Annotated in this window: 19 protein-coding genes; 6 read left to right on the top strand and 13 right to left on the bottom strand. The window is 40.4% G+C overall.

Features of this window, described 5'->3' with window-relative positions:
• Positions 1-293 precede the first annotated feature (293 nt).
• Together B3P16_RS03300 and B3P16_RS03295 are read left to right on the top strand one after the other, a co-directional pair.
• A complete protein-coding gene (locus B3P16_RS03300; protein ID WP_112374201.1) occupies positions 294-524 on the top strand; it encodes a hypothetical protein in 231 nt (76 codons plus the stop codon).
• 895 nt (positions 525-1,419) lie between these two features.
• Positions 1,420-2,442 (top strand): LacI family DNA-binding transcriptional regulator, encoded by a 1,023-nt coding sequence (locus tag B3P16_RS03295; protein WP_286752852.1) that lies wholly within the window; start codon positions 1,420-1,422, stop codon positions 2,440-2,442.
• Between the two features lie 147 nt (positions 2,443-2,589).
• Here B3P16_RS03295 and uxuA read toward each other — a convergent pair whose 3' ends face one another.
• The 9 genes from uxuA to ettA all read right to left on the bottom strand — a co-directional run bounded on the left by uxuA (position 2,590) and on the right by ettA (position 13,290).
• Entirely contained in the window at positions 2,590-3,750 is a 1,161-nt protein-coding gene (uxuA, locus tag B3P16_RS03290; protein ID WP_286841399.1) for a mannonate dehydratase, read from the bottom strand.
• 12 nt (positions 3,751-3,762) lie between these two features.
• Positions 3,763-4,581: an SDR family oxidoreductase gene (locus B3P16_RS03285; RefSeq protein ID WP_286752854.1), complete on the bottom strand. Its 819-nt coding sequence runs from the start codon at positions 4,579-4,581 to the stop codon at positions 3,763-3,765.
• A 79-nt stretch (positions 4,582-4,660) separates the two neighbouring features.
• Positions 4,661-4,849 (bottom strand): cbb3-type cytochrome oxidase assembly protein CcoS, encoded by a 189-nt coding sequence (gene ccoS, locus B3P16_RS03280; protein ID WP_286770258.1) that lies wholly within the window; start codon positions 4,847-4,849, stop codon positions 4,661-4,663.
• Positions 4,850-4,854: 5 nt separating this feature from the next.
• On the bottom strand, positions 4,855-7,248 hold the full coding sequence (locus tag B3P16_RS03275; protein ID WP_286841397.1) for a heavy metal translocating P-type ATPase: 2,394 nt from the start codon (positions 7,246-7,248) through the stop codon (positions 4,855-4,857).
• Positions 7,249-7,257: 9 nt separating this feature from the next.
• On the bottom strand, positions 7,258-8,628 hold the full coding sequence (gene hemN, locus B3P16_RS03270) for an oxygen-independent coproporphyrinogen III oxidase (protein WP_286841395.1): 1,371 nt from the start codon (positions 8,626-8,628) through the stop codon (positions 7,258-7,260).
• 1 nt (position 8,629) lies between these two features.
• Entirely contained in the window at positions 8,630-9,046 is a 417-nt protein-coding gene (locus B3P16_RS03265) for a lactate dehydrogenase (protein ID WP_112374205.1), read from the bottom strand.
• A gap of 224 nt (positions 9,047-9,270) precedes the next feature.
• On the bottom strand, positions 9,271-10,338 hold the full coding sequence (locus B3P16_RS03260) for a response regulator (RefSeq protein WP_286752858.1): 1,068 nt from the start codon (positions 10,336-10,338) through the stop codon (positions 9,271-9,273).
• A 54-nt stretch (positions 10,339-10,392) separates the two neighbouring features.
• The gene (locus B3P16_RS03255; protein ID WP_286771010.1) at positions 10,393-11,595 is read right to left on the bottom strand and encodes a PAS domain-containing sensor histidine kinase; all 1,203 of its coding nucleotides are present in this window, start codon (positions 11,593-11,595) and stop codon (positions 10,393-10,395) included.
• Between the two features lie 12 nt (positions 11,596-11,607).
• Positions 11,608-13,290, bottom strand: a complete 1,683-nt coding sequence (gene ettA / locus B3P16_RS03250) for an energy-dependent translational throttle protein EttA (protein WP_046672222.1) — start codon at positions 13,288-13,290, stop codon at positions 11,608-11,610.
• Between the two features lie 185 nt (positions 13,291-13,475).
• On the opposite strand from ettA, the gene B3P16_RS03245 reads away from it, so the two are divergent.
• Entirely contained in the window at positions 13,476-16,001 is a 2,526-nt protein-coding gene (locus B3P16_RS03245) for an ATP-dependent Clp protease ATP-binding subunit (RefSeq protein ID WP_286752861.1), read from the top strand.
• A gap of 135 nt (positions 16,002-16,136) precedes the next feature.
• Complete coding sequence (locus B3P16_RS03240) at positions 16,137-16,556, top strand: hypothetical protein (RefSeq protein ID WP_046672220.1); 420 nt, start codon at positions 16,137-16,139, stop codon at positions 16,554-16,556.
• 41 nt (positions 16,557-16,597) lie between these two features.
• On the opposite strand, the gene recN is transcribed toward B3P16_RS03240, so the two are convergent.
• Positions 16,598-18,259, bottom strand: coding sequence for a DNA repair protein RecN (gene recN / locus B3P16_RS03235; RefSeq protein WP_286841392.1), 1,662 nt, complete (start codon positions 18,257-18,259; stop codon positions 16,598-16,600).
• Between the two features lie 287 nt (positions 18,260-18,546).
• On the opposite strand from recN, the gene B3P16_RS03230 reads away from it, so the two are divergent.
• A complete protein-coding gene (locus B3P16_RS03230; protein ID WP_286752863.1) occupies positions 18,547-19,185 on the top strand; it encodes a sprT domain-containing protein in 639 nt (212 codons plus the stop codon).
• Between the two features lie 67 nt (positions 19,186-19,252).
• Positions 19,253-19,666, top strand: a complete 414-nt coding sequence (locus B3P16_RS03225) for a hypothetical protein (RefSeq protein WP_070567195.1) — start codon at positions 19,253-19,255, stop codon at positions 19,664-19,666.
• Positions 19,667-19,841: 175 nt separating this feature from the next.
• Here B3P16_RS03225 and B3P16_RS03220 read toward each other — a convergent pair whose 3' ends face one another.
• From B3P16_RS03220 to B3P16_RS03210, 3 genes are all read right to left on the bottom strand, one after another.
• The gene (locus B3P16_RS03220) at positions 19,842-20,102 is read right to left on the bottom strand and encodes a hypothetical protein (RefSeq protein WP_070567197.1); all 261 of its coding nucleotides are present in this window, start codon (positions 20,100-20,102) and stop codon (positions 19,842-19,844) included.
• Between the two features lie 167 nt (positions 20,103-20,269).
• Entirely contained in the window at positions 20,270-21,283 is a 1,014-nt protein-coding gene (locus B3P16_RS03215) for a PDDEXK nuclease domain-containing protein (protein ID WP_286727378.1), read from the bottom strand.
• 170 nt (positions 21,284-21,453) lie between these two features.
• Positions 21,454-23,634, bottom strand: coding sequence for a S41 family peptidase (locus B3P16_RS03210; RefSeq protein WP_286841390.1), 2,181 nt, complete (start codon positions 23,632-23,634; stop codon positions 21,454-21,456).
• Positions 23,635-23,759 lie beyond the last annotated feature (125 nt).

Here is a 23,759-nt window from a genome sequence, read left to right as displayed (position 1 = left end):
CTGCAAAGGTAGAAATCTTTTCTGAACTTCCAAAAACTTTCTGAAGTTTTTTTTCTTTTCTCTTTTTCCGATTTCCGCGTTTAAAATAAACCCAGCGGGATTTTAAATCCTGCCAAACTCCCTTAAATCCTTCTTTTTTTTCATGGTTCCCTGCTCTCGCGGTAACCGTCCCTCCCTTGCGGAGTGGTGCAAAGATAGGGAGTTTACTAACAAACTTCCAAGACTTTTGTTCTTATTTATTTCATTTTGCCCTTAACTGCCTGTAACGGTGCGATATTCTTTTTGTAAAGCAGGTGATCGGAAGGCTGGGAACGCCGGATCCGGCACAGAATGGGGACGGGAACCGGGATCTAACCTGGACATTGCAGGGGAACCGCGGCGCGCTGCGTACATACCGGGAACCGGGCTTTGGCACAGGCTTCCCTGGGGAAAAAGGAATGGTGCTGGAAATTGGATCGTACCGCGGAAACCGGGCTAACCCTGCTGTGTTCCCACTTCCCGGGGAAAGAGAAACGGTATCGTGAACAGTAAAGGTGGTATTGTTAGGCCTGAAAGATGCAAAGGGCATTCTTCGCTCTGCTTTTGCCCAATTGAAAACGGTGTGCCGGCTATTGATAAAGCCAGAACAATGGCAGAACACAGGCTGCCGGAATACCTTCTTCTGTAGCTATACTTTTCTACCTGTTTACTTAGGTTTAGTTTAGAGTTAACTTAGGGTTTGTTTAGGTATAGTATAGGTCAGAGCTAAACTAAACCTAACTTAATACTAAGCTAAATATAAACAAAAGCTAAACTAAGGAATAAAGCATCCTTAACTCTCCTTTATTTACTGGGGAAGCATGGCTCATTTAGGGCAAACTAGGGTTCTGCCTCGTGGACAGGGCTCCGGCTGCTACGCAGGGCTTGCGGGAACCTTCGACTCCCCTCCCCACCTGCTTCGTACCATGCTCGGGGCAGATTTGCCCTGCAACCGTGTTCTGTCCGTGTTGAGTCCGTGTTGAGTCCGAGTCTGGCATGGATTCAGGTTACTTTCAAGGTAGCCGCACCCTGCCCGCAGGGCGAAACTAAGCCCTAGCTAAACCCTCGCTAGGCCCATTCAGGATGGATTCTGGACTGGTTCAAGATCGAAAACGAAACGAACCGCAGCGCGACATCTTACCTAGAAATACCGAAAAATAGCCAAAAAAACACCAAACACTCGGACTCGCATAGGTTACATGGGCCGAAAAGCCCTTGGTTAGCTTCGTGTATGTTGAACTTCTTTTTAATTTTGAAGAGGGATTGGAAAAAGGAAATCCTGCCAATCAAATCCATTGGCGAAGTCCCAGCCGACCATAGATAATGGCTAATTATGAAGATAAAAACGCATTTATACATTTTTTTATGTAGATTTATCTTCTTAAAATAACCACCAGAGCGATGAGCAGAACTACCCTGAAAGATATAGCGTTGGCACTCAATATTTCTGTTTCGACGGTTTCCAAAGCATTATCAGACAGCTACGAAATAAGTGAAGCGACTAAAAAGATGGTTCAGGAATATGCCAAAAAGCATAATTTCCACCCAAATAAGTTGGCACGGAGCTTAAAAATAGGAAAATCCAATACAATAGGGGTTATTGTATCCAACATTAGCAATACATTCGTTTCACAAATCCTCGATGGAATTCAAATAGCCTCTCAACAGACGGTCTATGACGTTATTTTCATGCAAAGCCGGGAAGACGAACGGATCGAAAAAAATTGTATTGACGTCTTACGCATGCGCGGTATTGATGGCTTAATGATATCTCCAGTCTCTTCTGATTCAAATATTGAAGAACTAAAAGCACTGATAAAATCGCAGATACCTGTGGTTATTTTTGATCGCATCAATCACCAGCTTGATACATTCAAGGTCGGGGTCAATAATTTCCAAGGTGCATATAACGCCACAAAACACCTCATCGAACAGGGCAAAAAAAATATTTTGCATATCACGGGAAAGAACTTAGGGGTGGCAGCCGAACGATTAAATGGCTTTAAATCTGCTTTATCAGATGCGGGTATTCCTTTTGATAATAGGCATTACATCGAATGTAGCTTTAATAATACCACGGATATCGACCAAACAATAAGAGAGATTTTGCTCAAAGAATATCTTGAACATAAAAATATTGATGCAATTTTTGGAGCAACAGATATTATTACAACCCGAACATTGGGTATCTTGGCTGAACTTCAGATTCAAGTTCCTTCCGAAGTTGCCGTTATCGGTTTTTCAAACACACAAATTGCTGCTTCGTTAAATCCAGCGCTATCCACCGTTGTACAGCCTGCAACAGAAATTGGAGAATTAGCAACAAATAAATTAATGGCGACCATTAACCAAACAAGACCAGTGCATGAATTTGAAACGATTGAACTTCCGACACAGCTCATCATTCGTAAATCTTCTTTATAATTTCAGTCGCTATAAGCTTCGAAGAGGCATTTAAAAGTAAAACAGCCGAGAAACAGGAAGAACATCGCTTCTAATTTCCCGGCTATTTTTTTTATTAACGGTCCAGACCAAAAGTTATTGATCACAAATTAAATTTGCCCCTTGGTATTATTCACCGATAATACCATATTCCAAGCCCCGTAATTCTGCAAGCCCTCTCAATCTTCCAATAGCAGAATACCCAGGATTTGTGACTTTATTCAGATCATCCAACATCTGATGACCATGATCTGGTCTGAATGGAATAGCGGTAGATCTCAATTGATTTTCAGCGACCAAAATTTTCATAACTTTATACATATTTACATCACCATCCAAATGGTCTGCCTCGTAAAAACTCCCGATAGCATCTTTCTTCACATTCCGCAAGTGAACAAAATTTACCCGCCCTTTGATATTTTCCAAGATCGCTGGCAAATCGTTGGTCTGACTAGCCCCCAAAGATCCCGTGCAAAAACAAACGCCATTAAATTGCTGCGGAACTGCATTCAGAAAATACTCAAAATCCTCACCATTACTGGCTATGCGAGGCAAACCTAATATCGGATATGGTGGATCATCCGGATGAATCGTCATGCATATACCATTCTCTTCGCAAGTTGTCGCAACTCCCTGAAGAAAATAAACCAGATTATTGCGCAAACCGTCTTTTCCAATATGCTTATAGGTATCAATGCTTGCTTTCAATGCCTCCAATTCCACATTCTTCTCCCCCGGAATTCCCATTAAGACAACATTTGCCACTTCATCTTTTTGCTGTTCCGAAATTTCATCAAATCGCAAAGATGCACGTTTTACAACATCTTCGGGATACGCTGCTCGAGCTTCATCACGTTTTAATATAAATATATCAAAGAGTGCCAAATCAATCCAATCAAAATACAATGCTTTTGAACCATCCGCCATGGTTAAGTCCAATTGTGTACGTGTCCAATCCAGCACGGGCATAAAATTATAACAGATTGTTTTGATACCACATTGGGCGAGATTGGTTAATGTCTCATTATATTTCCGAAGGTATTCATCCACTTTCGGTCCTTTTGTCTTAATCTCCTCGTGTACTGTCACACTTTCCACCACTGACCAGGTAAGACCCGCATCTTCTATAATGCGTTTTCTTTCTTGAATATCGGCAAGTGGCCATACCTCACCGTGAGGAATATGATGTAATGCCGTAACAATGCCAGTAGCTCCAGCCTGTTTGATATCCTGTAAAGATACGGGGTCATTGGGCCCATACCAACGCCAGGTTTGTTCTAATTTTTTCATCTTAAAATTTAATTAAACGCCACACCATGCATTAAAACCACCATCGACAAAGACAGTCTCTCCCGTCACAAAGGCAGATGCATCGCTCAATAGATAGATTAAAGTTCCTTTTAACTCACGGGGGTCGCCCAAGCGGTTATAGGGCGTTCCATGAAGAATGCGTTTGGTACGGTCGCTATAAGTACCGTCTGGATTGATCAATAAGTTTTTGTTCTGCTTGGTTAAGAATACGCCGGGAGCGATTGCATTAACCCGGACTTGATCGCCATAACGCTGAGCGAGTTCGGTGGCCATCCATTTTGTATAACCATCGATACCGTGTTTTGCCACAGTATAGCCCAAAACACGTGTAAAAGGACGACTGGCTGTGAGGGATGATATATTGATGATGACACCCTTTCCGCTTTCGGCAATCACACGACCAATAATATGCGTAGGAATCATTGTACCATACAGATTAAGCTCAATTGCTTTAATGGTATCCTGAATATTGCTCGCGAATAAATCTTGATCGGCACCAATTGTTGCACCGGGAATGTTGCCTCCAACGGCGTTTACTAAAGCGTCTATCCTACCCCACTTTTGCAAAACTTCATCTTTCGCCCGAGTGACATCCTGTTCGTTCATGATGTCAACTTCAACAAATATAGCTTCGCCACCAACGGACTCGACCTGTTGGACACGCTCTGCTCCGATTTGTCCATTACGTCCAAGGATCGCGACTTTGGCTTCTGCCTCGGCCAAAGCCTCAACAAATGCCTCGCCTAAAATCCCTGTACCTCCCGTAATTACAACTACCTTATCTTTTAATGAAAATGGATTATTATGCATGTATTTTTATTTCAAATTGGTATTTATCCCCAATTTTATTGATAATAACCTTAATTACAAAAAAAAGTAATTGATTTAATTACGATAACGTTTTAGTTACGCCGCCCTCCTTATCTTCTTCTTCTGTCGTTTCATCATCAAACAGAATCCGTATAGAAGGTGTATAGGTATCATTATGCTGACCGGTTTTATTTGCCCAGAAAAAAGCACATAGAAAAATCAAAGCCAACAAAACACTACAACCGATCAAAATATACATTATTTCCATAACAACTATAGTTTACGGCGTTTGGCATACCATCTCGTCATGAGACTTGTAAAGGAGATGATCGTTACCGTACTGATTGGCATTAGAATCGCTGCAAATAATGGCGACATAATACCCTGCACGGCAAAGCTCAATCCAATTACATTATATAAAAGAGATATTCCAAAGCTCATATGTATTACTTTCACCGCATCTTTACTAAAAGCAAAGAAATCTGGCATTTTTGAAAACGACTCCCCATCCAGTATTGCATCGCAACCAGGGGAGAAGTTATTGATATCATCACTCACGGCGATGCCCAAATCTGCTTTACGCAATGCCCCTGCATCATTAAGGCCATCACCAATCATACAGACATGCTTTCCGTCTACCTGAAAATTTTGAATTGTTTTCAGTTTTTCCATGGGTGATTGATTAAAAAGCAAACTTGCGTTTGACGGAAAAATTAACTGCAGCGCATCCAGGCGTCTATCGTTATCGCCCGAGATCAAATGAAGGTCATATTCAACTTTAAAATCTTCAATCAACGCCGAAAGGCCATCACGCCAGGATTGCTCCATGGTAAAATACCCTTTTAACTCCTCACCTATGCGAATAAAAACCACAGACCCATCTGTTTTAATATTACCGATATTCAGAAAGTTAGCACTACCGATTTTAATTTCCTTACCACTTACATTAGCCTGCATCCCCTTTCCCGGAAATTTCTTAAAATCCTGTACCGAAATATCAGCAGAGACATTCAGCCACTTGACAATCTCACGGCTCAATGGATGGCTAGAGTTTCTACATACCGCATTCAGTAACTTTTTGTCAATTGCTGAAAGACTACCTTCAAAATAAATTGAAGTTGCTTTAGGCGATGATATTGTGCCAGTTTTATCGAACACCAAAGTATCAATCGTTGCCATCTGCTCAATTGCGGCCGTATTTTTCACATAGAACTTATTTCGATCAAAAATACTTAGCGCTGCAGAAAGGGTAAATGGAGAGCTCAACGCCAGCGCACATGGGCATGCAATAATCAATACCGCCGTAAAAGCTCCCCAAGCCCTACTTGTACTACCATCAACGGCCCAAAATAAGGCAGCCAATAGTGCAATAGCCAATAAAACAACAGTAAAATATTTACTTATAAAGTTGACAAATGTTTGAAAATGTTTGTCATAATCTTTATAATTCTCATTATTCCATAATTTGGTCAAATAGGACTGTGAAATCGGTTTGACCACTTCAAGTTCTATCGCTTCCCCCGTCTGGCGTCCGCCGGCATAGATAATTTCGCCTAAGGTCTTACTGACCGGACTTGATTCTCCCGTTACAAAGCTAAAATCTATCGCAGCATCGCCTTTTAAAAGCATGGCATCAGCGGGTATAATTTCATTGTTCCGAACCAAGATACGGTCACCGATATGAACGTCAGCTAATTGTACAGGTTTGTCCCCTGATTCCGTCAATACTGTTACAGCCACGGGGAAATAACTCCGGTAATCCCGTTCAAATGAGATATGATAATAGGTACGTTGTTGTACCCATTTTCCGATCAATATAAAGAATACAAGACTACAGAGTGTATCCGTAAAACCAGCTCCTGTCTGTGTGATCACCTCAAACGCGGATCGCAAAAATAACACGAGGATTCCTAGAGCTAATGGCACATCCAGATTCAATCTCTTTTGTTTCAGACTCCAATAGGCCGATTTGAAATAATCCGATGCACAATACAATAAAACAGGGAGACCAAAGGCCAGGTTTATATAACCAAAGAAATTGGCATATTCCTTTTCAAAACTCCCCATTCCAAAATAATCAGGGAAACTGAATAACATAGAATTTCCAAAACAGAAACCGGCAACAGCAATTTTTGCGACCAAAGGATTCAAATTATTTCTATTCCCTTCCTTTACAACATCCTGCAAAGTGATTTTAGGGTCATAACCGATATTGACCAAAAGATAAACCAGGTCTTTCAATGGCAGCTCATTGTGATTGAATGTAATGCTCGCCTGTTTCTTCATAAAGTCCACGCGCGACTGCAGTACGTTGGGATTTAGTTTATATAAATTTTCCAGCAACCAGATACAAGAGCTACAGTGAATAGCCGGAATATAAAAGGTGATGATAGTCATCTTATCATCTTTATAATCCACTAATTTACCGGCAATCTGTGGTTCATCCAGATAGGAAAAATCTTCTTGCTTGGATTTATTTGATTTACCCGGGTGCTGATTATAGCGATAATATTGCTGCATACCACTATCGTTCAGTACTTGGTAAACGGTCTGACATCCCAGACAGCAAAAATCATGATGATCGAGCTGATAACCCGTTTCCTCAATTTTATCGCCGCAATGGAAACATTTTTCTGCAAGTTGTATTTCATCCCTTAGCTCTGCCATACCTTCGTTCTAAATTGCCTGACTAAATAATTGATTTTGTGCTTTTGAACGCAATAATCGCTGATCAAAGGCCATACAGATATTTCTTAAAAAAGAGCGTCCAATAGCAGTACATTGAATTAAGTCGCCGGTTATGGAAACTAAACCATCTGCAACAAGTTCAGACAATTCGTCGATAATCTGCCCATTCAACGGCGCACCTGTCGGCAACTGCACTTTACCTTTACACATCATATCGAGGATATAACGCCTTACAAGAAGATCCTCCTCGTTGAGTATATGTCCTTTTACAACGGGCAATACCCCTGCGTCGATAAGTTTATGGTATTCTTCTACGGTCTTCACATTTTGGGCAAAAGCCCCCCAAGCATCACTGATCGAAGAGACGCCAATACCGATTAACAGGGGGCTAAACCGATCAGCATACCCCATAAAATTGCGATGTAATCGCTCTTGTTGAAAAGCCACAAATAACTCGTCCTCTCTTTTCGCAAAATGATCCATACCGACATCTTCATAGCCATGGGCTAAAATCATTTTTTTCCCAAGATTATACAGGGCAAGTTTGGCCGCACCATTCGGTAGATCTGCTTCGGTATAATGTCGTTGACCGGGTTTTATCCAAGGCACGTGGGCATAGCTATAAAAAGAGATCCGGTCTGGAGCGAGCAGCATCGACTTTTGAATGGTATCGGCGACGGTCGAAAGCGTCTGCTTAGGCAATCCGTAAATCAGGTCAAAATTAATGGACTCAAATCCGATTTTCCGCGCATTCAGCATAACCTCTTCCACTTCCGCTGATGTTTGATGCCGGTTGATCACAAACTGTACAAGTGGATCAAAATCCTGTATTCCCAGGCTCAGGCGCCGAAATCCCAAATCGAATAAAGTTTGTAGATGCGCGATCGTTGTATTGGCGGGGTGAGCTTCAAAAGAGAATGAATGATCAGGAGCCAGGTCTGAAAGTTTAAGGATTCCCTCAATCAGTACCCTCAAATTATCTGGGTGGAAAAAGGTCGGAGTTCCACCACCCAAATGTATTTCTGCCAATAACGGTCTTTCTCCTTTAAATAGAGCGACGTACATTTCCCATTCCTTCAAAAGAGACGCAATATAAGGTTCTTCAACGCGATGGTTTTTTGTAATGCGCGTATTGCAGCCACAATACGTACAGAGGCTTTCACAAAAAGGAAGATGGATATACAGACTGATTCCTTTCTCCTTCGATTGCCCAAAGGTATGATAGACTTGATTAGTCCATGCCGTCCGGGAAAATGCTTCATTATCCCAAAAGGGAACGGTTGGATAACTTGTATAGCGCGGTGCGGCAACATTATATTTCTGCACCAATTCTTCCATTATAACCTGCGATGTAATCATTTTATTTTATTTTTTTTGCACAGTCGTTTAGACAACAACAGGCTTTACCCACACATTTTTCTATTCCCCATAAGTTGAGATTCCGGACGGTCTGCTCAGCCAGTCCTTTGGGACTCTGATCTTCGAACGGCGCATTGGCAATCTGAATATGCAGATCTCCAGCTTTCACTAAATCGATATGAGCAGTATCTTTACTCCGGGTCATAATTTTATTGATCCCTAACCCTTTTAAATTAAGTAGCATGCTCTCGTCCAAAATATCGCTCACGGAAATAACTACCGCATCTTTTCCACGCGCATAATTCTGTGTCTCCGCATTTAATCCATTTGAAATCAAAGTTAAGTCATGTTGTTTGGCATTTGCCAATGCCCAAAACTCTTTTTCAAATGACCTTACATTATATACTACTACTTTCATTCTGATTCTACAATCACCAATTAAGGTTTATCCTAAGAACAAAAGTAAATTATGCATATGGGCAAAAAGATGATGTAGCACCACACCTTAAAATGATATTTATCACAATTCACAAAAACTTGCATGATTTCGCAAATACCAACAGTTATGTACTAAAAAAGGCGTGTTCAGAAAAACTGAACACGCCTTTTTTTTGTTGATTTTTAAATCTTCGTTTCTGTCACCTACTGCTTCACATCCCGCAGGTTCTTGATGGAATTGATGTATATTTTGCCTTTTTCTTTTGAAATCAATTTTTCTTCTTTAAAATCAGAGAGCATACGGGAAACAGTTTCATTGGCTGTCCCTGCAATTGAAGCCAGACCATCCCGTGTCACGTCAATTGTACATGCATTGACCTCGTTTATATTGATTCCACTTTTTTCAGCAACACTGATCAACGCGTTTGCGACCCGCTTACGGACAGAATGATAGGCAAAGCCAAGCAATTGTTCTTCCTTTTCCCGTAAATCGACAGAAAGAAGCTTAATAAATTTACTGGCTATTGCAGGCTTTTTCCATAACAGCTCCAGAAAACTGTCTTTTGGTATCAAGACAATTTCACTTGGCTCAACTGCTTCGGCGTAGTCTTCATAATTATCATTCAACAAAATCGAGGCATAGCCAAAATAATTTCCTGAAATAAAAATACCCGTAGACAGCTCGCGTCCATCTTTATAAGACTTAAAACTGCGCACCTGTCCAGATTTCACAAAATAGACATATGTTGGCGAATCGTCTTTTTCATAAATAGACTGTTTTTTCTTCACGGTTTTCACGCGTGAATTAGCGAGAAGTTCATGTAGCAATAATACCTGCTCTTCAGCACTCAAACTCAAATCATCTTCCTGCGAAACATCTGCTGCCAGCTGCTCATGTCTTTTGAGGCGCACATCTATTGCATTCATCAATTCAACATCATCAAAAGGTTTGGTCAGATAATCATCTGCTCCCATCTCCATCGCTTTGCGCATATCTGCGCGTTCCGCTTTGGCGGTCAGAAAAATGAACGGAATTTTGGCTGTACTTTCAATTTTGCTTAACATAAATAAGACGCCATAACCATCTAATTCAGGCATCATGATATCACAGAGAATCAGATCAGGTATATGTCTTGTCGCCAGGTCGACTCCAACACGTCCATTTTCGGCAGTAATGACATCATACCTTCCTGTCAACTCCAATATTTCGGTAGTCCCCTCTCGGATATCAATATTATCTTCAATAATTAGAATTGTCTTTTTATTTCTCATCTGCAATTATTTATTCTGTCCTTTTTATGTTTTAGACCCTTTTATGCTTTGCCTCTATTTATCAACAACGCTCTCCTTGAAGCGCACGCGGAATGAAGTTCCTTTATGTACTTCCGATTCAAATTCCATCTGACCTTCCATCAATTCGATATACCGTTTTACGATATTCAGGCCTAATCCTGTACCAGGGATATTACCTGTATTATGTGCTCTAAAAAAAGGCTCAAACAAATGTACTTGATCTTCCTCGGGTATACCAATACCATTGTCTTTCACGGATATTAAGCAGCCTTCGTCGTCAATACAGGTTGTAAATTCGATCAATGTGTCTTCTCCGGAATATTTGATTGCATTGGAAATTAAGTTGACCAAAGCGTTTTTCAACAGATTTGGATCTAAGGTAAAATGTCCAATTTCTCCCGTATGTTGGTATACAATATGCTGATTTTTCTTACAGATCAATTGCATTTCTTCGGTAATCTCTTCCGCCAATTCGACCAGATTGATGTATTGCTTATTCATGACAACGATACCAGCTTCCAGTTTCTCTAAGGATAGGAAATCATTCAGAATGCTGGTCAGCAATTGAACTGCACCTTTGATTTTATTGGTATGTTTAATGATATTAGTTTTATCATCCGGTCGCTCGGCATACTTTTCAATCAGCGAAGCTGAAAGCTGGACGGAGCTTAGAGGCGTACGAAACTCATGCGAAGCCATAGACACAAAACGTGATTTTAGTTGGCTAAGCTCAATTTCTTTTTCCAAGGATTTAGAAACCTCTGCCTTCGCCTTTTCAAGTTCGGACACCAAGGAGATCAGATCGCGCGTACGTTCACTGACTTTATGCTCAAGTTCGGCAGCATGTTGCTTGAGCATATCCTCGGCAGCTTTCTCACGCGATAAATCGTGAATAAAGCCTGTAAAGATATTCTTATCTTTTAACCAAACCTCACTGACTGCTAAGCGAAATGGAAATGTTTCTCCATTTTTCTTTAAGCCCATCACTTCGCGGCCGATTCCGATAATCTTCTTGTGGCCTGTGGTTTGGTAATTATGTAGATAACCATCGTGATTGCCACGATCAGGTTCAGGCATTAACATGGATATATTGTGTCCGATTACCTCTTCAGCCTGATAACCGAACAATTCCAAGGCAGCAGGGTTAATGCTTTCCACATTCCCCCTGTTGTCTATGGTTATTATTCCATCAATAGCGTGGTCTATTATAGCAGCCAAAAGCCTTCCGCTCTCCATGATCCACTTCTATTATTTAACTAATTTTTTGTATTTAATACGATGTGGCGTTACATCACCCACGCGTTTTTTACGGTTTTCTTCATATTCAGTATAGTTACCTTCGAAGAAATAAACCTGTGAATCGCCCTCAAAAGCAAGGATATGGGTACAAATACGATCCAGGAACCATCTATCGTGGGAAATCACAACAGCGCAACCGCCGAAGTTCTCCAAGCCTTCTTCCAGTGCCCGCAAGGTATTTACATCAATATCATTGGTCGGCTCATCGAGCAAGAGTACATTTGATCCCTCTTTAAGCGTGATAGCCAGGTGAACACGATTGCGTTCTCCACCCGAAAGCACACCTACTTTCTTTTGTTGATCAGCACCGTTAAAATTGAATTTGGAAACATAAGCTCTTGAGTTCACCGAGCGGTTACCCAACATCATATTGTCGCTGCCACCCGTAATATTTTCCCAAACCGATTTTTCCGGATCGAGGTCGTGGTGCATTTGGTCCACATAGCCCAATTTCACTGTTTCCCCGACTTTGAAAGAACCTGTATCCGGCGTTTCCTGTCCTGTGATCAAGCGGAATAAAGTTGTTTTACCCGCACCATTTGGTCCAATGATCCCTACGATACCTGCCGGCGGCAACATGAAGCTTAAGTTCTCAAATAAAATGCGATCGCCATAGGCTTTGGAGATATTCGTTGCCTCAATGACAGAGTTCCCCAGACGTGGCCCCGGCGGAATAAACAATTCCAATTTTTCTTCGCGTTCTTTCGTTTCCTCAGAAGCTAATTTTTCATAGTTATGCAAACGTGCTTTCGATTTAGCGTGACGTGCTTTCGGTGCCATACGTACCCATTCCAGCTCACGCTCCAGGGTTTTTTGACGTTTGGTTTCCTGCTTTTCTTCCTGCGCGAGACGTTTTGCTTTTTGATCTAACCAAGAAGAATAATTTCCTTTCCAGGGAATACCTTCACCGCGATCCAATTCAAGAATCCATCCAGCAACATTATCCAAGAAATAACGGTCGTGGGTAACGGCGATGACAGTTCCTTTATATTGTTTTAAATGTTGTTCTAACCAATCGATCGACTCGGCATCCAAGTGGTTGGTCGGCTCATCTAAGAGCAATACGTCTGGTTCCTGCAATAATAAGCGACATAATGCTACACGTCTACGCTCACCACCTGACAAATTGACAATCTTCGCATCTGGTTCGGGGCAACGTAAAGCATCCATTGCTCTTTCCAATTTCGAATCGATTTCCCAAGCGTTAGTGGCATCAATGATATCCTGAAGTTCACCTTGTCTTGCCAACAATTTGTCCATCTCATCGGCATTTTCATAAACCTCAGGCAGGCCAAATTTTTCGTTGATTTCTTCGTATTCCTGTAAGATGGCTGTAATTTCGGCAACACCTTCCTGTACCACTTCAAGAACAGTCTTTTCAAGATCCAATTGAGGTTCTTGCGCTAAATAACCCACAGAATAACCAGGGGAGAACACCACCTCGCCTTGATATGACTTATCCAATCCAGCGATAATTTTTAATAGGGAAGATTTACCTGATCCATTCAAACCGATCACGCCGATCTTCGCACCATAGAAAAAAGATAAATAGATATTTTTTAAAACTTGTTTTTGAGGCGGATAGATCTTGTTGACACCCGCCATCGAAAAAATGATCTTCTCGTCTGACATAAAATTTAAAAAAATTCGAAAACTCTTGTTATATTAACATACAAATGTAATCTTTTATACTGACATTTTGGACGTATAACGGTCATGGCTTAATTGTTGATGACATTATTTAAAATAATTTTAAGGTTTGAAATGCAGAATTTACTACATTTATATATCCTTAATATAAAACAGAAAGGTATTCAATGGAAGCAAAATTTTCACCGCGCGTAAAGGATGTCATATCGTACAGTAGAGAGGAAGCTTTAAGATTGCGTCACGATTATATAGGAACAGAGCATTTATTGCTTGGATTGATTCGTGAAGGCGATGGAATGGCGATAAAGATCCTTAAAAACATAGGCATTGACACGGCAGCACTACGTCAATCTGTGGAGGACGCAGTGAAGGGGGCATCGGTTTCACGAGCACCTATTGGCAATATGCCATTAACAAAACAGGCTGAAAAAGTTTTGAAGATCACTTATTTGGAAGCTAAAATATTCAAATCGGATATCATCGGAACGGAGCATCTATTATTGGCTATCTTACGGGATGAAGATAATATTGCTTCTCAGATTTTACAACAATACAATGTGACTTACGACATCTTCAAATCTGAAGTTGAGCAAAATAGAACGACGATCAAGGACGAAGCTCCGGGCTCTCCTACCGGCGATGATGATTTTGCAGAGGATGATCAATATATCCAACCTAAAAAAGTTTCGGATATTAAATCCAAAACTCCAGTATTGGACAACTTTGGCCGTGATTTGACCAAAGCTGCCGAAGAGGGTAAATTGGATCCTATTGTAGGTCGCGAAAAAGAGATTGAGCGTGTGTCTCAAATTTTATCCCGACGCAAGAAGAACAATCCGTTGTTAATCGGTGAACCGGGAGTTGGTAAATCAGCTATTGCGGAGGGACTTGCGCTTCGCATTGTCCAACGCAAGGTATCGCGTGTACTCTTCAATAAGCGTGTAGTTACATTGGATCTAGCTTCATTGGTTGCCGGGACGAAATATCGCGGTCAATTTGAAGAACGTATGAAAGCGGTTATGAATGAACTGGAGAAATCACCGGATGTCATCTTATTTATCGATGAGATTCACACCATCGTTGGTGCAGGTGGCGCTTCAGGATCGTTAGATGCTTCCAATATGTTCAAACCAGCCTTGGCAAGAGGAGAAATCCAATGTATTGGTGCAACAACATTGGACGAATATCGTCAATACATTGAAAAAGATGGTGCTTTGGACCGTCGTTTCCAACGTGTAACGATTGAACCGGCTACACATGACGAAACAGTTGAAATATTGAATCGTATCAAAGAGAAATATGAGGATCACCACAACGTGACCTACACTCCAGAAGCGATTGAAGCCTGTGTGTCGTTAACAACACGTTACATTACAGACAGGTTCTTACCAGATAAGGCTATTGATGCTTTGGATGAGGCAGGCTCTCGCGTGCACTTAAACAATATTCATGTACCGCAGTCCATTATTGACATTGAGAATAAAATTGAAGAGGTCAAATTGGAAAAGAACAAAGTCGTTCGTAGTCAAAAATACGAAGAGGCTGCCAAATTGCGTGATACGGAGAAAAAATTGATCGAGGAGCTCGAGAAAGAAAAAATCGCTTGGGAAGAAGAGACGAAGTCTAAACGCTATACTGTTTCGGAAGAAAATGTTGCTGAAGTAGTGGCCATGATGACAGGTATTCCAGTACAACGTGTTAGTCAAACAGACAGTCAAAAACTGTTGAATATGGCTGAGTTGATGAAGGGAAGAATCATTGGTCAAGATGACGCTGTAGGTAAATTGGTGAAAGCTATACAACGTACACGTGCGGGTTTGAAGGATCCTAAAAAGCCAATCGGTTCGTTTATCTTCTTAGGTCCTACTGGTGTCGGTAAAACAGAGTTGGCTAAGGAATTAGCGCGATTTATGTTTGATACAGAAGATGCGCTGATCCAAATTGACATGAGTGAGTACATGGAAAAATTCGCGGTATCTCGACTTGTTGGAGCGCCTCCAGGATATGTCGGCTACGAAGAAGGTGGTCAATTGACTGAAAAAGTACGTCGTAAACCATATGCGGTTGTCTTATTGGATGAGATTGAGAAAGCTCACCCAGATGTGTTTAACCTCATGCTACAGGTATTGGACGAGGGTCAACTGACAGATAGTTTAGGCCGTAAAGTGGATTTCAGAAATACCATAATCATTATGACTTCAAATATTGGTGCACGCCAATTGAAGGAATTTGGTCAGGGTGTTGGTTTCACCACTGCGGCAAAATCACAACAATCTGATGCGCATTCACGTGGAGTTATCGAAACCGCTTTGAAAAGAGCCTTTGCTCCAGAATTTTTGAACCGTATTGATGATGTGATTGTGTTCAATTCATTGACAAAAGAGAATATCTTCAAAATCATTGATATTGAGTTGAGGTCATTGTTCAAACGTATCGCTGATTTGGGTTATACGATCAATTTGACAGATGAGGCAAAAGATTTCATTGCGGACAAAGGTTATGACAGTAATTTTGGTGCACGTCCATTAAAACGAGCAATCCAGAAATATCTCGAAGATCCGATTGCAGAAGAAATCCTCAAAGGAAATGTGCAAACTGGTTCAGTTTTGACCGTGAGCATTAATCCGGAAACCAAAGATATTGAGGTTTCTAGCTCAGATTCGAAGTCTTCGAAAGACACCGCTGAGAAGTAAGCTTTAGCTGTATCAAAAATAATTTCAATAAAATGCACCTTTATGGTGCATTTTTTGTTGTAAAGAAAGTTGGCGTTAAACTTTCGCACTATTTTATCGTCCTATAATAAAATTGTCACAAATAACACGAACAATATGAAAAGACTTTTATTAGCAGCATTAATTGGAACCGCAGCCTTGGTTTCATTTTCTTCTTGTAAGAAAGAATACGTTACAAACTATTTACCGGGAGTAACTTTTAATACGAAGGTAGTCTCCTCTTCTTGGGGAGTTGACAAAACCGGATATTCTTTCTCAAATGAATTGGACTTTCCCGAATTAGATGCAAAATATTTCGACTACGGACACGTGGGAGTAGCTGTATCATTTGATAATGATCCAAATTATTTCATTAACATTCCTTCAGCTATCGGCCCTTATAATTATCGCGTGGAGTATAAAATTGGTAAAGTATATCTCTATGCTGATTATGTGGGTAGCGACAATAAACCAGTCCGTCCGGACAATATGTTAGTAAAAGTAACATTAACGGATGCCGATAACGGTGGAAACTAAATAAAAAAGGTCTTAGNNCTAAGACCTTTTTTATTTAGTAGCTATCCTTTCAGTAATAACTCTGCATGTTCAAGTGCCGCGTCTGTTGGATTGGTACCACTGAGCATCTGAGCAATTTCCTTGACCCTCCCTTCTTGATCTAATCGAACAATGTTAGAGATTGTCCGATTGGCTTTATCTTCCTTATACACTTTATAATGTGCAGCACCTTTAGCTGCGATTTGGGGTAAATGGGAAATAGCAATGACCTGCATGTTCTCTGCAAGGCTTTCCATCACCTCCCCCACACGCAACGCTACCTCTCCAGAGATTCCGGTATCGATTTCATCAAAAATAATGGTCGGTAATGCAGAGGTTTTTGCAACCAGGGATTTAATGGCCAACATCACCCTGGAGAGCTCTCCGCCAGAGGCAACCCGATGAATGGATTGCAATGCCTGTCCTTTATTGGCCGAAAATAAAAACTGTATTGAATCTATTCCCGATTCCCGCATATCCCCTTCCTTCAATGGCTCGAGATTAATTTGCAACAATGCATTGGGCATCCCTACATTTGACAAAGTAGCCTGTACATCTTTTGCGATTAAATCCAAGACTTTCTTTCTGGCTGCTGAGAGTTCTTTTCCTTTATTTTGAGCAATAGCTAATTTAGCAACTACTTCTTTCTCCAGTCGCTCCAATTGCTCATCCGAGGAATTTATAGCAAACAGTTTGGATTCTAAATCATCGCGTAATTTGATCAGCTCCTCAACGGAGTCCACATGATGTTTTTTCTGTAAAGAATATAATAAACTCAAGCGTTCATTGATCTCCAACAAAGTACCTTCGTCGATTTGGGTATCCTCTTCAAGCGAACTCAGCTCTGCTGCGACGTCCTTCAGCTCAATCCATGTACTCTTTAATCGTGCAGCCAAATCTGCCGCCTCAGGCAGAAATGAAACAATACCTTCCACTTGGCTCATCGCCTCTTTTAAACGGCTTAAAACTGCCGTATCTTCATTTACCAATAGATGTGACGCACCAGTTAATGCACGCTTGATATCTTCTGCGTTTTCCAGCTGCCGCTGTTGTACTTCGAGTTGTCCCTGCTCATCTGCCACCAATCGGGCGGCATCAAGCTCATCAAATTGAAACTGAAAATAATCCTGCTCAATAGCGGCTTTCTTGACCATTTCCTTAAACTCTTCGAGTTCTTTTTTCGCCCTCTTGTAAGCGAAAAAGCTCGCTCGATAATTTTGCTTGAGGCCAAATGAACCTGCAACACTATCGACTACAAGGAACTGAAAATCTTCTGTATTAATCTGCAATGTTGCATGTTGCGAATGCACATCAATCAACTGCTCACCTAAAGCTTTGAGGATCGCCAGTGTGACCGGTGAATCATTAATAAATGCCCGAGATTTACCATCGGGCGAGATTTCTCTTCGAATAATGGTGTGGTCCGCGTAATCGAGATCATTTTCCTCAAAAAAACCAAGTAGCTGATAAGACCCAACTTTAAATTCCCCTTCTATCACACATTTCTTGGTTGGGTCGAAAAAATGCTTCCCTTCGGTCCTATTTCCTAAGATCAGCGATAATGCGCCCATGATAATAGATTTACCGGCACCGGTTTCGCCGGTAATCATATTTAAACCTTTATCAAATTGGATTTCCAATTCGTTGATGAGCGCATAATTTCTAATATGTAAGGTATCTAGCATATTCTTGCAGGTCTATTTTACAGTTTGGAGGAAAAACCGTCCTCAATCGGATCCTATATTTATGAACCTTTCTGTAGGTAATTTACCTAAAACTCAGGCAATTTCAATATGTTTTATTTTAAAAAAACATAAATTCTCTTTACCGACTTTCTCAATTTTGACATTTACAAGCACTAAATACTAAAAATAATATCAATTATCCAAGCAAAAACGGAAAATAAAACTATTATTTTTAGTAACAACATTCTTTTTTTGACAAAAGAATGTTCTCATTCAGCACTATTGACATGAATAAATCCTATTTTTATGGCATGCAAGATTATAGTGCTACGCTCAAAAAATACATGCCCGAACAAGCAGCGCCGATTATATCCAACTGGATTAATCATACCCGCTGTTTATTTAAGATCTCTCGGTCAAGGAGTACCAAGCTAGGAGATTACCGTGCGCCGTTTAGAGGAAGCCCGCACCGCATCTCAGTCAACCATGACTTAAATTCCTATTCATTTTTGATTACGACGATCCATGAATTTGCGCATTTACAAACATGGAATAAACATCAGCATCGTGTCAAGCCACATGGTACAGAGTGGAAAAATAATTTCAAGGAACTGATGGAACCCTTCCTTAAATTGAATATTTTTCCTACCGATATCAGCAGTGCTATTCATCGTTATATGGAAAATCCTGCGGCTTCGAGCTGCACGGACCTTCACCTGTTTCGAACCTTAAAATCATACGATACCGTCAAAACCAGTGCCCTTACGGTGGAATCCCTAGAGGATGGTCATTTCTTTAGGTTGCAAAATGGTCGCTCATTTCAACGTATTGAAAAAATAAGAAAACGCTATAAGTGCATGGAATTGAGTAGCAAACGCATGTACTTATTTAATCCAATAGCGGAGGTATTTCTGCTCGAACAATGATTTTTGATAAATACATTCATTATATTTTTATCTTTGCTAACTTAGGAAATAAATAAAGAGAGCTTTTATGTTACACTTACACTCGACTATAGCAATTGTATTATTGCTAGCCCTGGTGATATCGATCGTGATCACCCTATCAAACTATTTAGGCAACAAACCGTACAACCGTAAAATTGCTTTATTGGGTTTCATTGCATCGCATATTCAATTATTGGTGGGATTGATCTTATTCTTTTATTTAAAGTATCCATCGATGATCTCTGGCGCCGTAATGAAAGATCCGACATTACGTTTTAAAATCATCGAACACCCTTTAACCATGATCATTGCTATTGTATTGATTACAATTGGTTACTCTAAAGCTAAAAAGATTGAAAATGCAAAAAAAGCAAACCAAACGGTTGTTATTTTCTATATCATCGGTTTGATTTTGATTCTTTCACGTATTCCTTGGTCTACTTGGTCTCTTTTCGCGTAGTCTGCGATAATCATACAAAAGAAGGCTTCACCGTTGTGAGGCCTTTTTTGTGCCTTGTAGATCATGAAAGCATAACGGGACGGGATCGTCAACAATGAACTTGAGTTTAAAAAAAGGATTAAAATAAAAAAGCCCCAGTAAACTGGGGCTTTCAAATATCTTAGTTTACTTTTAATTAGTCACGGTTTTTTCCAAATCCCAAAATTCCGAAAACGGTTTTGAATGCGATAAGTGCACCTACGATCATAGCAATATTAGCTATTGCGGAAAACAAAAAAGTTTGTTGGCCCAATGCCGTACATACATCCGGTACAAAACGGATAAATGTACCTATTAAACCTAAAGCGATCGCTACTACCAATGTTTTGTAGTAATGAGTTTGGTTCGCATTATTATCAGTTGTCTTTGGACCTCTTGGTTGTACAGTTTCTGCCATTTCAATTTCGATTTTATTCGATACAAATGTACAAAATAATCTATGTTAGAAAAATAAAAATGAAAAAAGCGGAACCACTGTCATTTCATCCCCCAATACTGATAAATTAACCCCGTTTGACGCATTTAAAATATCTTTAAATGGCGCCGTATAGACGCTTGAAAAATCTACTCAGCGTCACCTTTACCTACAAAACTATCCAACTCTTTATTTACCTCATCCAGCAACTGTTGCTCTGTTGGTAAATAAAGCTCATATTGACTGGAGACAATCTGCTTTTGGTCTTCCGGAAGGGTAAATTTGACGACCGCATCGTTTTTACTGGCACAAAGTAAGATGCCAACTGTCGGATGCTCGTGGGGAAGTTTTTCTATACGATCATAGTAATTGACATACATCTGCAATTGACCGATGTCCTGATGCGTTAATTTATGGGTTTTAATTTCAATGATCACAAAACTTTGCAGCAGACGGTTGTAAAAGACCAGGTCAACGAAAAACTCATCGCCCTCGATATGGATACGTTTTTGTCTAGCGACGAATGAGAAGCCATTTCCTAATTCGAGTAAGAACTCTTGAAGATGGGCAATAATGGCTCCCTCAAGATCTTTCTCATAGTAAGCGCTTTCGCGTTTCAAACCCAAAAATTCCAGTACCATTGGATCTTTGATAATCTCCTTCGCATCAGAAGGCATCTTTTCCTTTTTTGCTACAGCCAGTACACTTTCCTTATCGTTGCTAAGCAGCAGGCGTTCATATAGATTAGTATTAATCTGCCGCTCAAGCTGTCTGACTGTCCAATTATTCTTTATGGTTTCGGCAATATAAAACTCCCGCTGTTCCTCGCTATTAAGACTTAAAAGCAGCTTATACTGGCTCCAACTCAATTGCGTCCACAGTGTAGACACAATTGGAAATGTGCGATAAAATTGGCGGTACCAATTTAGCTGTCTATACGAAAAACCACTACCAAACTCAGGCTGTAATTCTGCTGAAAGATATTTTATGATGTATTTCCCATAATCCGCTCTATCCTTACCTTCCTGCTCCTGTTCAAAAATACGTTGGCCAATATGCCAGTACATCAATGTGCGCTGATGATCGACAGCACGAATCGCATTATCTTTGGACTGCGCAATAATTGCCTTTATATCGGATACTAAAGTTTGATCGGACAACATAATTGTTTATTTTATTGGTATTACTTCTGTAAGTGAGCAATACAAAGATAGCAAAAAAACAAACAATATACTAAATATTTTAGTAAATAAATTAAAAAATAATTTCCTTTAGCATGTCTGACTTTAAATGTATAATACCTCAATAACAACCATCCTATGGAAGGGCTAATCTATTGACTTAGATACTCCAATGCTTTTTCCATTACCTCATCCCTACCTTCGCGAATCCCCTTGATACTCGGTTTGACAATCTCATCAATTTTAATACCTACACGCTGGGTTTCACGTTGATCGGGATAATATATCCCCAGTCCGGAAAGCATTGTCCGCTGATTGCCCGGTAACTCTATGGAACTGACATTGCCATCAGCACCCGCTGTCGGTGATCCGAAAACCTTGACATTGGAAGCTGCCTGATAAGCCATCACATGATATTCCGCAGAACTCTGGGTATCTTCATTGACCAGAATAGCCACTTTCCCCTGATAGCAATCATTGGTATTCTCCCCAACTTGTAATGGGCTGCTCATTACAAAAGTGCCGGGATATTGAAGGCTCGTACTGCTAAAACGAACGAAATCAGTAGGCTTGGTCAACAACAAGGGTGTAAGCTTGAATACTAAAAAATCACCGGGATAATTGCGATCATCAATCACAATACCTTTTACCTTGCTCCAGTTTGCCATATTTTCTGTGATCATCTTAGCACGCAGTAAACTGTGATTGATATACAAAATATTATTGTCCAGCATCTTAAAAGGCACGGTATCTCTTGAAGCAGGTTTAATTTGGCTAGAGGGTATCGCAGCAATATCTACTTTAATCGGCCGGCCATCACGCACTAACTCACAGGGCACAATCTCGCTATTGCTTGTCACAAGCTTTCGCGCCAGATCACGGTTGGCTACAGCTTCATTCGGTGTACTCATATAAGCCCAAAGCGAATCTCTGATTTCTTCAATCTTTTTATGTTCCTTACTGATGAGCACATCTCCTATGCTAAGTTTATCTCCGGATTTCTCACTATCAAAAACTTTAGTTACCACAGCTTTTCCTTCTATCATTCGGATCTCCACCGGCATACGGTACTTGCCATAATAATTTATCAGTCCTTTGGGCATGCTCCAGAGTCCGGTATGTGCATCTTTTACCTGGGATACCATCTTGAGAAGTGAAAGGCCATAAGAACGATCATCCCGACTCAGGATCATTTCGGGCACAGCGGTCTTTAAAACAGCATCCCATTTCGGATCCGTCAGATGTTTATAGGGGGAAAAATATTCGATCATATTCCAAAAGCGAAAGAGCGCCAATAAACGAAACCCCGCATCTGCAGAAAATACATTTTCATATTTTTTTTCATTCTTGAAAAGAACATTGCCAGCACCTCCAGCAAAACCAAAATAATGATGTTGATCAAAATTACTGTAGCGAATACGTCTTAATTTATTCTTGATATCATTGTTAAAAGAGAGACAATCAATCCAGGTATAATCTACTTCATGAACCACATTTTCAAGCTGTGGCTTGGCATAGTTGGCCGTGGCACCGAGACTGTCTAAGAGCATCGCATAATGAGCCTCAACAGATTTATTATCCTTTGCTCTAATAATAGCGTCAATGGACTTAAACAACTGCTGATCCCAATCATATTTTCCTTGCGCCACAGCGGGATGTCTATATTTCAGGAAACCCCATATTCTCCCTAAATCCACTAAGCGTTGATCAATCTCGGGCGTAGTATTAAAATCAGAAATCCCCGAACTTGCAGGTTCACTGATCCCTTTCGCAAATGGCACAAACATTCCTACTTCTTTGGTAATATCCTTACCATCTACAGTAATGAGCACATCATCAACCCACATCTTACCTTCCCCAGAAAGAAAAAATGCAATGGATATCCCTTCGGTCTGGTTTGGCACCAATTTAGTTTTCAGCTTAATATTTTCCCAGTTTTTTGTCCCATTCATTTGGCGGTTAGCCATATTGTCGAAAAAGACTTTGGGATCGATCCGTAGCATCATCGACGCATAAGACCCTGCGATGATATTCTCACGCTTGATCATCGCAGACACTTCAATGGAATCCCCCTTTAAATTTGATGGTAACCACATCATAATCCCTCCGAAAGCGCTGTTCTTCTTTATACTTTCAATCCGAAGTGCTCCTTTTGCACTATAATACGTATCGTGATCTATACCACTCTTAAAAGCCGTCGTATCCCCAACCTTGAACCAGGGATTTATAATCGGTTGATCAAATGAAAAGTTAAAATTTTGTTGACTAAATACAGGAGTAGCTACCGTTGTTAGAAAAACAACAAGGAAAATAAATAGGCGATTAGATTTCATAATTGAAAATTTTCATTAAATTAACCATTTAATGAATTATTAACAAAACATTTTTAACTTTCCACAACAATCTTTTTCTCGCTTTCCTCCGAGATTTTAAAATTTTAGGTTCGTTATAAAAAGCA

It is taken from the genome of Sphingobacterium sp. UBA7631 (assembly GCF_002483935.1).
In the GTDB taxonomy this organism is placed as follows: Bacteria; Bacteroidota; Bacteroidia; order Sphingobacteriales; family Sphingobacteriaceae; genus Sphingobacterium; species Sphingobacterium multivorum.
The sequence above is the reverse complement of the archived record's forward strand: the minus strand, read 5'-3'. Positions and strand labels throughout refer to the sequence as shown.